Source organism: Knoellia tibetensis (assembly GCF_048606415.1).
In the GTDB taxonomy this organism is placed as follows: domain Bacteria; phylum Actinomycetota; class Actinomycetes; order Actinomycetales; family Dermatophilaceae; genus Knoellia; species Knoellia tibetensis.
Genome location: NZ_JBMBWF010000003.1, coordinates 171890 through 185109 on the forward strand (window position 1 = coordinate 171890; position 13220 = coordinate 185109).

Annotated in this window: 13 protein-coding genes; 3 read left to right on the forward strand and 10 right to left on the reverse strand. The window is 71.8% G+C overall.

Annotation, left to right across the window (positions count from 1 at the left end):
- Positions 1–29: 29 nt before the first annotated feature.
- Genes ACOJV7_RS14615 through ACOJV7_RS14625 form a run of 3 tightly spaced genes read left to right on the forward strand, consistent with a single transcriptional unit; the run spans position 30 to position 1293 of the window.
- On the forward strand, positions 30–491 hold the full coding sequence (locus ACOJV7_RS14615) for a YdeI/OmpD-associated family protein (protein WP_420190950.1): 462 nt from the start codon (positions 30–32) through the stop codon (positions 489–491).
- 51 nt (positions 492–542) lie between these two features.
- Entirely contained in the window at positions 543–794 is a 252-nt protein-coding gene (locus tag ACOJV7_RS14620) for a hypothetical protein (RefSeq protein ID WP_420190951.1), read from the forward strand.
- The gene (locus ACOJV7_RS14625) at positions 784–1293 is read left to right on the forward strand and encodes a hypothetical protein (RefSeq protein WP_420190952.1); all 510 of its coding nucleotides are present in this window, start codon (positions 784–786) and stop codon (positions 1291–1293) included. The genes ACOJV7_RS14620 and ACOJV7_RS14625 overlap by 11 nt, the downstream gene beginning before the upstream one ends.
- A gap of 78 nt (positions 1294–1371) precedes the next feature.
- Here ACOJV7_RS14625 and ACOJV7_RS14630 read toward each other — a convergent pair whose 3' ends face one another.
- The 10 genes from ACOJV7_RS14630 to ACOJV7_RS14675 all read right to left on the reverse strand — a co-directional run bounded on the left by ACOJV7_RS14630 (position 1372) and on the right by ACOJV7_RS14675 (position 13208).
- Positions 1372–2697, reverse strand: a complete 1326-nt coding sequence (locus ACOJV7_RS14630) for a DUF2786 domain-containing protein (protein WP_420190953.1) — start codon at positions 2695–2697, stop codon at positions 1372–1374.
- Positions 2698–2824: 127 nt separating this feature from the next.
- Entirely contained in the window at positions 2825–3562 is a 738-nt protein-coding gene (locus ACOJV7_RS14635; RefSeq protein ID WP_420190954.1) for an SAM-dependent methyltransferase, read from the reverse strand.
- Between the two features lie 43 nt (positions 3563–3605).
- Complete coding sequence (locus tag ACOJV7_RS14640) at positions 3606–4715, reverse strand: MBL fold metallo-hydrolase (protein ID WP_420190955.1); 1110 nt, start codon at positions 4713–4715, stop codon at positions 3606–3608.
- Between the two features lie 10 nt (positions 4716–4725).
- Positions 4726–5463 carry a gamma-glutamyl-gamma-aminobutyrate hydrolase family protein gene (locus ACOJV7_RS14645; RefSeq protein ID WP_420190956.1) on the reverse strand — a complete coding sequence of 246 codons (738 nt, stop codon included), beginning with the start codon at positions 5461–5463 and terminating at the stop codon, positions 4726–4728.
- A 3-nt stretch (positions 5464–5466) separates the two neighbouring features.
- Positions 5467–6234, reverse strand: a complete 768-nt coding sequence (locus tag ACOJV7_RS14650; protein ID WP_420190957.1) for a 3-oxoacyl-ACP reductase — start codon at positions 6232–6234, stop codon at positions 5467–5469.
- Positions 6235–6264: 30 nt separating this feature from the next.
- Positions 6265–7641 (reverse strand): aldehyde dehydrogenase family protein, encoded by a 1377-nt coding sequence (locus ACOJV7_RS14655; protein WP_420190958.1) that lies wholly within the window; start codon positions 7639–7641, stop codon positions 6265–6267.
- A 104-nt stretch (positions 7642–7745) separates the two neighbouring features.
- A complete protein-coding gene (locus ACOJV7_RS14660) occupies positions 7746–9131 on the reverse strand; it encodes a glutamine synthetase family protein (RefSeq protein ID WP_420190959.1) in 1386 nt (461 codons plus the stop codon).
- Positions 9132–9165: 34 nt separating this feature from the next.
- Positions 9166–9897 carry a FadR/GntR family transcriptional regulator gene (locus tag ACOJV7_RS14665; RefSeq protein ID WP_420190960.1) on the reverse strand — a complete coding sequence of 244 codons (732 nt, stop codon included), beginning with the start codon at positions 9895–9897 and terminating at the stop codon, positions 9166–9168.
- 36 nt (positions 9898–9933) lie between these two features.
- Positions 9934–11472 (reverse strand): amino acid permease, encoded by a 1539-nt coding sequence (locus ACOJV7_RS14670; protein ID WP_420190961.1) that lies wholly within the window; start codon positions 11470–11472, stop codon positions 9934–9936.
- 86 nt (positions 11473–11558) lie between these two features.
- Positions 11559–13208: a hypothetical protein gene (locus ACOJV7_RS14675; protein ID WP_420190962.1), complete on the reverse strand. Its 1650-nt coding sequence runs from the start codon at positions 13206–13208 to the stop codon at positions 11559–11561.
- Positions 13209–13220: the final 12 nt, after the last annotated feature.

A 13220-nucleotide genomic window follows, 5' to 3' on the forward strand; every position in this document is an offset into this window, starting at 1 on the left:
GCTCCCCTGCCGTCGCTACGCTCGCTCCCATGGGAGAGACGCTGCACCTCACCGCCGTCCTCGAGGCCCGGGGCCCCGCCGGCGGGTTCGCGTTCACCGACGAGCAGGTCGCGGCGATGGGCGACGGGGCCAAGGTGTTCCCGGTGACGGTGACCATCGGCGACCGCGTCGTGCGGCTGCGCCTGGCTCGCATGGGTGACGAGAACCTCGTCGGCTTCAGCAAGGCCGCGCGCGCCGAGGCCGGGGTCGACATCGGTGACACGGTGACGTTCAGCATCGCGGCCGACACGACCCCGCGAACCGTCGAGGTGCCCGACGACCTCGCCGGCTCCCTTGCCGCGAATCCCGATGCGGCACAGGCGTTCGAGGCGATGGCCTACTCGCACCGAAAGGAGTTCGTCCGCTGGGTCACGGAGGCCAAGCGCGAGCAGACGCGCGCCGACCGGGTTGCCAAGACCGTCGAGATGGTCCGGGAGGGCCGCACGCGCTAAGTGTCAACCATCAGTTGACATCGCCTCTCGTGTCAACCTAGCGTTGACGCCATGACCCGACGACCGGACATCCGCCCCCGCCGTGGCACCTCGCTGTCGACCGGCCTGCTCTGCGTGCTCCTCGGCCTTGTCGCCCTCGTCCTCTCCCGCGGCCGCGACGGGTTCGACAAGGGCTTCTTCCAGGGCGCGTGCATCGCCCTCATGGTCCTGGGCGCCTACCTCCTCGGCTCGGCGACATTCCGCAAGGGCGCTGCGGACGAGCTCGGCGACGACGCGTGGCTGCCGAGTCGTGATGGGCGCTGACCGCAGCCTCGTCGAGGCGGTCGGCTCGGCCGTGCTCGCGACGGCCCCGAGCCGCGAATCTCTCGCCCTCGTCGAGCACACCGCGTCTGCCGAGTCGGCCGCGCGGGACCTGCTCACCCAGGCGGTCGGGACCGCGCGGGCCGACGGCCACAGCTGGGCGGCCATCGGCTCCGTCCTCGGCATGAGCCGTCAGGCCGTGCAGCAGCGGTTCGGTCGCTCCGGCGAGGACGTCCTCGAGCCCGAGGAGCGCTGGCTCGGACCGGTCACCGCCTTCGACGAGATGGCGGAGCTCGAGATCGCCGGCCGGCTCGGGTGGCACACCATCGGCGTGGGGATGCTGCGCCACCGCATGGTCCGGACCCCGCACCAGTGGCAGCACAAGCGGGTGCTGTGGTCCGGCTCGCTCAGCAGGTGGGAGAGGGACGGATGGGTCGTCGGCTCGCGTGCCTTCCCGTGGGTCTACCTCGTCCGCGACACCGGCCTGCCCGCGCAGGCCTGACCCTTGGGCGCGGCCCGGCACCGTGCCACGCCCAGGCACCATTCGACGGACGGCGACCTGCGGCGCCGGGACCCGACATCAGCCGCGCCGGCGGCGTCCCACGCCCGCGCGCACCGCGGCCCCGTCGAGGCTCGCGCGGTCCGCTGCCGCCCGGCCGACGTGCCACCCCTCGGCGTCGCGCACGGATCCCGCCGACCTCGTGCGCACCGTGGGGAACCACGCACCCACGGTCGCCTCGACCTTCTCGGTCCGGGCCGCGAGCAGCGGGACGAGCTCCTGGCCCCGCGTCCTCGCCGCCGGTGCGGCCGCCTCGGTCTCGGCGTCCCGGACCTCCCGAAGCCGCTCACCGATGCGGTGCGCGTAGGCGGTGAGGAACGAGGAGCGGAACGCCCTGGTCCGACTGCGTCCCCGATGGTCGGCGCGCGCCCCCTCGGCGAGCATCCGCGTGTTGGCCTGCACGAGCAGGGAGGTGAAGAGCAGCTCGACCGACTCGAGGTCGCTCTCGAAGCCCACGACCGTGCCGAAGCCCAGCGACCTCGTCCACACCATGCGGCAGGAGTTGGCCGTCGCCACGGCGGTGAGGAGCGATGCCTTGGGTCCGTCGTAGGGAGTCTCGATGCCGATCCGCCGACCACGGGGAGCGCCGTCACCCGCGCCGGGCTCGCGCTCGGAGAGGAGGGCCACGTCGATGCTGTGCCGCGCCATGAGCGCCTGGGCCCCCGCGGTGAAGGTCTCCGCCTCGGCCTCGAACGTCGTCGACTCGGCCTTGGCGAGCAGCATCCGGACACGCTCGAGCACCCTTGAGTCCACGTGACGCGAGGCAGCCGGGCCGGCCCCGGCTCCCCCACGGCCGCCAGCCGCCGGCCCCGACCAGGACGACCCACCCGTCGTCGGCGTCGTCGGCGTCGCCGAGCCAGGCAGCGGGGACAGGCGCTCGATGCCCGGCAGGGTCTGCACGAGGTGCAGCACGGTGAGCGCGGTCGTCAGGAGCGTGAGCCAGTCGTTGCCCCGCCGGCGGCGTGCCTCGAGCCAGGACTGGGAGGGCGGCCACCACGCCCCGCCCTCGAGCGCCTCGAGCTGCGACCACCACTGCGGGTCGACCGTCGTGGGGGCGTAGCGGCCGAGCTCGTCGGACATGACGTCGACAACGACCCCCTGCTCGTCGGTGCCGAGTCCGCGCACGGCCATCCGGTGGACGTCGGCAGGCTGCCACCCCCGCTCCCAGGCGCCCGTCGTCGCGAGACGCAGCGACTCGACGACCGCGCAGGTCACCGAGCGTGCGCCCTCCGGGCTGTCGCAGCGCTGGGCCAGCGCGACGGTGACGTCGTCGAAGGCGCGGGCTCGACCCGCAGCCAGCGCCCGGACCGCGAGCGCGACGAGGTCGGTCTCCGTGCTGTCGTCCATGTCTCCCCCGGCTGGTCCCTGGTGAGCGTCCAGCATCGCATCGGCGACGACCCCGGACGCGCGCGGCCGAGCGGGCTGGGGACGACGGCATACGAGATCGGGACCTGTGGACGACGCGAGGTGGGCGTCAGGAGTACGCGGGCACCCCGAGGGTGAGGTAGGCGAACCCGAAGGCGTTGCGGTAGCCGTGGAGCCAGCGGGAGCGGTGCTTGTCGGCCCGGGTCCGGACCTCCACGTCGTCGTGGACCATGAGCCACTCCTCGAGGTCGGCAAGGTAGCCCGACTCGAACGCGAAGAGCTCGTCCTCGTTCGCGGTCTCGACCCACAACGGCCGGTAGCCCGCGGCGACGGCGAGGTCGGTGAGGACCGCGACCGACGGCAGGGCGACGACGTCGTCCCAGACGCGGTGCGGCTCGCTCGGGCCGCGCTCCTCCCACGTGCCCTCGCCGAGGACGAGGCAGCCGCCGGGCCGGACGAGCCGGCGCAGCGCGGGCAGCGCGTCGGCCACCGACTCGCCGAACGCGTGCGACGAGCCGATGCAGACGACGACGTCGGCAGGTCCGGTGACCTCGGCGGCGGGGCGGTTCTCGAAGGCGACGCGGGCGTCGAGACCCAGGCGGGCGGCTCGGGCCCGGCCGCGCTCGAGGTGGCGCTCGTCGGTGTCGATGCCGACCCCACTGGCGCCGGGCGCGCGGTCGACGACCCGGACGAGCAGCTCGCCCCAGCCGCACCCGAGGTCGAGGACGACGCTCGGTGAGCCCGTGTCCAGCCGCGCCGCCAGCCGCGAGGCGAGCGCGTCGGCACGGGCGTCCGACAGGGGCGCGTTGAAGGTCAGGTGCTCGTAGAAGCCGGGTGCGTCACTCATCGCCGCAAGTCAACCAGCGCATGGCCGCGGGCACGAGCGGGTTTCACGTGACGGAGCGCCACCAGTGGGTCGGCTCGGCCGGGAGGGCGGAGACGTCGAGGCGCTCCCCCGGACGCGGGACGACGACGTCGACACCGCGCCGCTCCCCCTCGACGAGGACACGCTCGATCGGCTCGCTCCAGGGGTGGAAGGCGAGGTTGAACGTGGCCCAGTGCACCGGCACCATGACTGGCGCGCCGACGTCGGCGGCGGCCTCGACCCCGTGCTCGGGCGTCATGTGGATCGTCGGCCAGCCGTCGTCGTAGGCGCCGACCTGGACGAGGGCGAGGTCGAACGGACCGTAGCGCTCGCCGACCTGCGCGAACCCGACGAAGTAGCCGGTGTCGCCCGAGTAGAAGACCTTGCCGTTCTCGCCCTCGATGACCCACGACGCCCAGAGCGTGCCGTCGCGCGAGAGTCCGCGACCGGAGAAGTGCTGTGCCGGGGTCGCGACGAGACGCACCCCGGCCACCTTGGTGTCCTCGTGCCAGTCGAGCTCGTCGACGCGCTCGGCCGGGATGCCCCACTTCTCGAGGTGCGCGCCGACGCCGAGCGGCACGACGAACCGCACCTCGGGCCACAGCGTCGCGATCTCCTTGACCGAGTCCATGTCCAGGTGGTCGTAGTGGTCGTGCGAGATGACGACGGCGTCGATCGGCGGCAGGTCGCGCAGGGCGACGGGCACGGGGTGGAGCCGCTTGGGTCCGACCTGCTGCGAGGGCGAGCAGCGATCGCTCCAGACGGGGTCGAGCAGGACGGCCGTGCCGTCGACCTGCACGAGAACCGTCGAGTGCCCGAGCCAGGTGACGTGCGTGCCGTCGGGGCGGGCGTCGAGCGGCTCACGCACGAGCGGGACGTCGCCGACGGGGTGGCGCTCCTGACGCCCGGCGACGAGCTCCTTGACGCTGGCGGCGAGGGAGCGCGAGGACGGCTCGAAGCGCAGCTGCTGGTTGTGGAAGCGGCCGTTCGACCACTCGGGGGAGGCTGCCATCCGCGCGGCCCGCGACCCCGTGGCGCGCCCTCCCATCGCCTCGGGGATCGGGCGGCCGGCCTTCACGAGCCATGCCGCGAGGCCGACGCCACCTGCCGCCACTGCCAGTCCGGGAACTCTCACCCGTCCAGTGTCACCCCAACTGCCCGAAGTTCCGGCATGCGTCCACCAGCGCGTCGAAGAGCCGCCCGTCGTCACCGGCCTCGGGGTGCCACTGGACGCCGAGCCGGAACGGCTGCCCCGGGTCCTCCATCGCCTCGAGCGTCCCGTCCTCGTGCCACGCAGCCGGCGCGTAGCCGGGGTGGGTCGCGACCGACTGGTGGTGGTAGGTCGGGACGTCGAGGACGTCCGTGCCGAGCACTGACGCGAGCCGCGTGCCCTCGACGACCGTGACGTGGTGCGAGGCGTAGACACCCGGCGACGGGCTGTGCGCCGTGTGCCCGACCCGGTCGGGCAGGTGCTGCTCCAGGGTGCCGCCTGCCGCCACCGCCATGACCTGCATGCCGCGGCAGATCCCGAGCAGGGGCATGCCGGTGCGGGCCGTCACCCGGGCCACCGCGAGCTCGAACGCGTCACGGTCGGGCCTGGGGTCCTGCACGCTCTCGTGCGGCAGGGCGGCATACCGGGTCGGTTCGACGTCGGCACCGCCGGCGACGACCACGCCGTCGAGCCGCGACAGGATCTCCGAGACGAGGTCGTCGTCGGCGTCGAGCCGCGGCGGCAGCACGACCGCCAGCGCACCGGCCCGCTCGAGGTGCTCGACGTAGCCGTGCGGCAGCACGGCGCTGTGCTGGTCGGTCCAGTCGCCGCGCACGACGGGTTCGACGTAGGACGTGACCCCGATGACGGGCCGACCGCTCGAGACCGCCACGGGTCAGAGCGGCGTGACGTAGGCGCCCGAGATGCCGCCGTCGACGAGGAAGGTGTTGGCCGTGATGAAGCTCGACTCGTCGGAGGCGAGGAAGAGCACCGCGTTGGCCATCTCCTCGGGCTCGCCGAACCGGCCCATCGGGACGTGCACGAGGCGGCGGGCGGCGCGCTCCTCGTCCTTGGCGAAGAGCTCGCGCAGCAGCGGGGTGTTGACCGGACCGGGGCAGAGCGCGTTGACCCGCACGCCCTGGCGCGCGAACTGCACGCCGAGCTCGCGCGACATCGACAGGACTCCACCCTTGGACGCGCTGTAGGAGATCTGCGAGGTCGCCGCGCCCATGACCGCGACGAACGAGGCGGTGTTGATGATCGACCCCTTGCCCTGCTCGAGCATGTAGGGCAGAGCCGCCTTGCAGCACAGGTAGACCGACGTGAGGTTGACCTCCTGCACCTTGCGCCACGCGTTGAGGTCGGTGTCGAGGATCGAGTCGTCCTCCGGCGGGCTGATGCCCGCGTTGTTGAAGGCGATGTCGACGCTGCCGAACCGCTCCTTGGCCGTCGCGAAGAGCGCGTCGACCTGCTCCTTGTCGGTGACGTCGCAGTGGACGTAGGCGCCGCCGACCTCCTCGGCGATGGCCGCGCCGTTCGCGTCGTCGAGGTCGCCGATGACGACCTTCGCCCCCTCCTCGGCGAAGCGCCGCACGGTCGCGAGACCGATGCCGGAGCAGCCCCCGGTGACGACCGCGACCTTGCCCTCGAGACGAGTTCCCATGTGTGCCAAGCCTTTCGGTGGTGGTGAGAGTCAGCTGTCGGTGCTGATGAAGACGTTCTTGACCTCGGTGAACGCGTCGAGCGCGTCGGGACCCAGCTCGCGGCCGATGCCGCTCGACTTGAAGCCGCCGAAGGGCGTCGAGTAGCGCACGCTGCTGTGGCTGTTGACCGAGAGGTTGCCCGCCTCGACCCCGCGGGAGACGCGGATCGCCCGTCCGACGTCTCGCGTCCAGATCGACCCCGACAGCCCGTATGCCGTGTCGTTCGCCTTCGCGATCGCGTCCGCCTCGTCGTCGAAGGGCATGACCCCGACGACCGGGCCGAAGACCTCGTCCTGCCACACCCGGTCGCTCGTGGACCCGGGGAGGACGACGGTGGGCGGGTACCAGTAGCCGGCGCCCTCGGGGGCGCTGCCCCGGAAGGCGACGTCGACGGTCTCGTCGGACTCCTCGACGAAGCCACGCACCGTCTCGCGCTGGCCGGCGCTGACGAGGGGGCCCATCTGGGTGCTCTCGTCCCGCGGGTCGCCGACCCGCACGTCGCTCATGGCCGACTCGAAGCGCTCCATGAAGGCGTCGAAGACGCTGCGCTGCACGAGGATCCGGGTGCGCGCGCAGCAGTCCTGGCCGGCGTTGTCGAGGAAGGACATCGGCGCCGCCGCCGCCGCGGCATCGAGGTCGGCGTCGGCGAAGACGATGTTGGCCGACTTGCCGCCGAGCTCGAGGGTGACCCGCTTGAGCTGGTCGGCGGCCTTGCGCATGATGCCCTGGCCGACCGTCGTCGAGCCGGTGAAGCAGACCTTGCGGACGTCGGGGTGGGTGACGAACCGCTCCCCCACGACCGACCCCTTGCCCGGCAGGACGGTGAAGACGCCCTCGGGGATGCCCGCGTCGAGCGCCAGCTCGCCGAGCCGCATCGCGGTGAGGGGGGTGAGCTCGGCCGGCTTGAGCACGACGGTGTTGCCGGCGGCGAGGGCGGGTGCGAAGCCCCAGCCGGCGATGGGCATCGGGAAGTTCCACGGCACGATGACCGAGACGACGCCGAGCGGCTCCTTGAACGTGACGTCGAGGCCACCGGCGACGGGGATCTGCCGGCCGAAGAGGCGCTCGGGCGCGGCGGAGTAGTAGGCGAGGACGTCGCGGACGTTGCCCGCCTCCCACCGGGCGTTGCCGATGGTGTGGCCGGCGTTCTCGACCTCGAGCTGCGCGAGCTCCTCGAGGTGCTCGTCGACGGTCTCGCTGAAGCGGCGCAGCAGCCTCCCCCGGTCGGCGGGGGCGAGCGCGCGCCAGGCCGGGCCGGCCGCGACGGCGCGCGCGACCGCCTCGTCGGTCTCCTCGACACCGACGAGGTCGATGCTGCGCACCGTCTCCTCGGTCGCCGGGTTGATGACGTCATGCGTGGTGCTCATGTGGTCCGTTCTCCTCCTCTTCGACGTGTTGCGACTTCGCAGAGCCGCTCGCTGCCCTCACGACTCTCCGAAGTCGCAATACGTCGGAGGTGGGGGGTGGGTGGTCAGAGTCGTTCGAAGCCTCGGATGCGTTCCCAGTCGGTCACCGCGGCGTCGAAGGCCTTGAGCTCGACGTCGGCGGCGTTGACGTAGTGGTCGACGACGTCGTCACCGAAGACCTCGCGGGCGATCGCCGACCCGGCGAGCAGCTCGCGGGCCTCGCGTAGCGTCGTCGGCACGGTGTCGACGTCGGAGAGGTAGGCGTTGCCCTCGAACGCCGGCTCGAGCTCGAGCTTGTTCTCGATGCCGTACAGCCCTCCGGCGAGCATCGCGGCGACGGCGAGGTAGGGGTTGACGTCGCCACCGGGAACGCGGTTCTCCATGCGCAGCCCGGCGCCGTGCCCGACGACGCGCAGCGCGCATGTGCGGTTGTCCCTCCCCCAGGCGATGGCGGTCGGCGCGAACGACCCCGCGGCGAACCGCTTGTAGGAGTTGATGTTCGGCGCATAGAAGTAGGTGAACTCACGCATCGTGGCGAGCACGCCGGCGAGGAACTGGTCGTGCAGCTCGCTCTGCCCGCCGTCGCGCTCGTCGTCGGCGAAGACCACCTCGCCGTCGAGCCCCCGCAGCGACAGGTGGATGTGGCAGGAGTTGCCCTCCCGCTCGTCGTACTTCGCCATGAAGGTCAGAGACATGCCGTGCTTGGCGGCAAGCTCCTTGGCCGCGGTCTTGTAGATGACGTGGTTGTCGCAGGTGCGCACGACCTCGTCGTAGAGGAAGCCGATCTCGTGCTGCCCGAGGTTGCACTCCCCCTTGGCCCCCTCGACGGTGACGCCCGCGGCATACAGCTCGTTGCGGATCTCGCGCAGCAGCGGCTCGACGACCGTCCCGCCCGTGATCGAGTAGTCGACGTTGTAGCGGTTCGCACCGGTGAGCCCGACGTAGCGGCGGTCCCACGCGGACGCGTAGGTGTCCTCGAAGACGATGAACTCGAGCTCGGTCCCCGCGATGGCCGTCCAGCCCAGCTCTGCAGCACGGTCGACCTGGGCCCGGAGGATCCCGCGCGGCGACTGGCGCACCGGCCCCGACCCGTCGAGCCAGGCGAGGTCGCACTGGATCGTCACGGAGTGCGGAGCCCCGGGGGTGCGGCGGAGGGTGTCCATGTCGAGGACGAGCTCGAAGTCGCCGTAGCCCTTCTCCCACGACGACATCGCGTAGCCGTCGACGGTGTTCATGTCGACGTCGACCGCGAGCAGGTAGTTGCACCCCTCGACGCCCCCCTCGAGCACGTGGTCGAGGAGGTAGGCCGCGTGCAGCCGCTTGCCCGTGAGCCTGCCCTGCATGTCGGTGAAGGCCACGACGACGGTGTCGATCTCACCGCTCGCGGAGCCCTCGCGCAGGTCGTCCAGGGTGAGCTGCCTCGGTCCCCCGGCGTGGATGGATCCGGTCATCAGTCGATCTCCTTCGTCGTCGTCGTCCGTGTCGTCATCCGAGTAGCCCCCTGAGCAGGGCGGAGGTCGCGTCGCAGTGCTCCTCCATCGCAGCACGGGCGGCGTCCGCGTCCCCCGCAAGGATGGCGGCGACGACGGCGTCGTGCTGCTCGCACGAGTGGGTGATGTTGCGCGGGAGCACGGGGATCGCGGCGAGCATCTCGCCGAGCGCGGCCTGGGCCCGCGTCACCGACTCGATGACCATCGGCGACGCCGACAGGGTCGCCACCGCGAGGTGGAACCTGCTGTCGGCGATCCGGTGGGCGCCGGTGTCACTGGCCTCCCGCACGGCCGTTGCCGAGGAGACGAGCCAGGCCCGCTGGTCGCCCGCGAGCTCCTGGCGAGCGGCGAGCCACGCGGCTCCCGGCTCGACGATGCGCCGGAAGCCGAGGGCGTCGGCCAGAGCGGCGCCCCGGCGGACCGGCGGCGCCGCCGAAGACCCGGGCTCCGGCGTCGTGTAGGTCACGACCGTGCCGCCACCGCGCCCCCGGCGGGTCGTCACGAGCCCGCTGTCGCGCAGCGCGGCGATGGCGTCCCGCAGCGTGTTGCGGGCGACACCGAGGCGCTCGGAGAGCTCGCGCTCGGGCGGCAGCTGCTCCCCGTCGACGAAGACACCGAGCCGGATCGCGGTAGCGAGCTGCTCGACCGTCGTCTCGAAGACGTTTGCCGTCGCCGGACGCAGGACGGCTGCGGGCAGCCATCCCACGTCCGGGAGGTGAGCGGTCATCCGACCGGCTCCACGGCATACGTCATCGGTCTGCGCTCACCGGAAGATCTCGGCGGGCGGGATTGTGTCGTGCCCTTCGGGCACGTCCACCATGAAGTGCTTGCGGCCGCCGACGAACCACGAGACCGTCGAGAAGGCGAGCACGAAGAGCACGGCCACCGGGGCGTAGTTGAAGGTGGCGTCACCGAACGTCCCGGGCGCGTACGCGGGAAGCATGAAGAGGACGACGATGAAGGCGACCCAGACGATCGCGATCCAGCCGATCGGTGCCGACCACCGGCCGAGGTTCCAGCGGCCCGGGCGGAAGTCCGGGTTGGTCCGCCGCAGGTAGACCGGCACGACGTAGGCGATGTAGAGCCCGATGACCGCGATGGACGTGATCGCGAAGAAGGCCGTGAGGTTCTGCAGGGCCGGGAGGGTGACGATGACGGCCAGCGAGACGCAGAGCCAGATCGAGTTGGTCGGCGTGCCGGTGCGGGGGTTGACCTTGGCCCAGAAGCGCGACCCCGGCAGGGCGTTGTCACGCGAGAAGGCGTAGGACATGCGCGAGTTCGCGGTCACCGACGCCATGCCGCAGAAGAACTGGGCCACGGCGCAGATGAAGAGCAGCGCGATCCCGAGGTCGCGTCCAGCCGAGTCGATGAAGACCTGCGCGACGGGCAGGCCGGTGTCGGAGGCGCGGGTGGCGGCGTAGTCCTGGATCGCCGCCGTGATGGCGATGAGCAGGATCCACCCTGCGAGGAGCGAGACCCAGACCGACCGGACGATGCCCTTGGGTGCCTCCACGGAGGCGCTCTTGGTCTCCTCGGCGATGTGGGCCGAGGCGTCGTAGCCGGTGAAGGTGTACTGGGCCAGGAGCAGACCGATGAGGAAGACGTAGATGCCGCTGCTCCACCCGGTCTCGTTGACGAACCCGGTGAAGGTGAAGTCGAGCGACTGGTGCCGATCGGGCACGAGCCAGAGGACGACGACGATGATGGCCACGCCCGCGAGGTGCCACCACGCGCTGACGTCGGAGAGCACCTTGACGAGCGAGACGCCGAAGGTGTTGAGCAGGCCGTGCAGCCCGATGATGATGACGAAGGCCACGAAGGTCGAGACGAGGGAGACCTCGAGGCCGAAGACGAGGTTGAGCAGGGCCATCCACGTGATGGCCGCGCCGTAGTCGATCGCGGCGGTGACCGCGACCTCGCCGAGGAAGTTGAACCAGCCGACGTACCAGGCCCACACGCGCTTGTTGCGGCGGGCGAGCTTGCCCGCCCAGTAGTAGAGACCGCCGGCCGTCGGGTAGACCGAGCACACCTCCGCCATGGCCAGGGCGACGCACAGGACCATGACCCCGACGAGCGGCCAGCCGAGGTTGATGGCCGAGGGGCCGCCGGCGTCCATCGCGAGGTAGAACGTCGTGATGCATCCGGACAGGATCGAGATGATCGAGAACGAGACGGCGAAGTTGCTGAAGCCGCTCATGCCACGATGGAGCTCCTGCTTGTAGCCGAGCTCGGCCAGCATGGCCTCGTCGTCGTGGTGGTCACCGTGGGAACTTTGGGTGGTGCTGCCCGACTGAGACGCCATCGCACTCTCCATCAAAGGTCTGTTCCAGAACCCTTTGGCTCCGGAACGTCAGTGACGCACAGGAAACACCCGACCGACGTCCGCCGTCAATGGTCCGTCCATGAACCTTTCAGCCGGTTGACGTGGTGCTGGGCCCACTGCCGCGTCTCCGCCAGCGTGAGCGAGGCCGCCGCCACGGCGGCCGGTGCGAAGACGAGGACGTAGCGCGAGCGACCCTGGAAGAGCAGGGTGAAGGCGGCCGCCCCGAGGAGGATGAGGAGCAGCAGGAGCAGGTTGCGCCGCGGCCGGGCCACGAGGGCGCCGAGGCCCACGAGGACGAGGACGGCCAGCCACACCGCCTGGGTGAGGTCGGCGCGGAGCGGGTAGGCCGCGCCGTGCGGGTTCGACAGGGACCAGGCCAGGTCGGGCAGCGGCCCGTCGTGCGCTGGCTCCTCCACGTGCAGGTCGCCACCCTCACCCCAGGCCCAGAACATGCCGTCGCCCCAGTTCCAGACCGTCTTGGCGGCGTAGAAGCCGGCCGTGCCGAGCGGGCCCCGCTCCCGCCAGCGCTCGTCGATGAAGCCCTGCGCATAGGCGCGCGCCTCGTCCTGCGACCGGCCCTTGATCGCCTCGACCATCGACCTGTCGTAGGTGCCGTAGCTCGTGCCGCCGCGCTGGTTGGGCTGCTCGTTCATGCCGTTGGCCAGCCACCACCCCAGCGGTGGGGTGACACCCCGGTCGATCCGGGACGTGTCCACCCCGGCGACCGACGCGGCGGCTGCCGACACCGTCGCGGCACCGACGACGAAGACGACGAGCAAGACGACGCCGGCGAGCGCGCCCCTCGCGGCCCGGTGCACCATGCCCCTCGCCGCCCTCGTTGGGGAGGCGGGCCGGGCGACGACGACACCGAGCATGAGCACCACCGCCACGAGGACCACGGCCGGGGTCGACTTGACGACGTAGGCCACGGCGATCGCGAGGGCGGCCAGGCACCACAACGTCGCCCGCAGCCACGGCCGGTCACCGGCTCGCGCCGGCTCCAGGGCCCGCGCCGCGAGCGCGACCCCACCCGCGACGAAAGGCATCGCGGGGATGTCGGTGTAGGGGACGCTCATCCACGGCGAGAGGCCGACCAGGGCGAGGACGAGCAGCTGCGCGAGGAGTGCGGCCCGGGTCCCGGCGCCGCGGCGCACGAGGCTGCCGACGGCATACAGGGTCGTCCCGAGGGCCACTCCGTTGGCGAGGACGACGACGGCTCCGGGCCTGAGGCCGAGGACCTCGGCGACGGCGAGGTAGCCGCGGTCGATCCCCACCATGGCAATGGTGTTGGGATAGAGCGAGAGGTAGTCGTAGGCGTGAGGCGGCAGCTCGTCGCCCTGAGCCGTGATGCGCGCGAAGTTCCACAGGGAGCGGGCGTCCCACGAGAACCCGTAGAAGAGATGCGCTGCGACAAGGGTGGAGAGCACGGCGCCGCCGATGGCGACCGCGGCCGTGGCTCGACGACCGGGGAGTGAGCGCCCGCGCGATGTCCGCACGAGCAGTGCCGCCCCGACCACCAGGACCATGGCCGGCGCGACGAGCCACCCGCGGAACCCGAGCAGGCCCATGTGCGGGTGGACCGAGGCGATGAGCGCCACGAGGAGGATCGCGGCGCCGGTGGCCCGGACGAGGACGGCGGCGGCCCGGCCCGGGACCACGGCGGAGCGCCCGCCCGGCTCCCCTCCGGGCGGGAGCACGGCTGCCCCCGCAACCATGGACCCAGGACC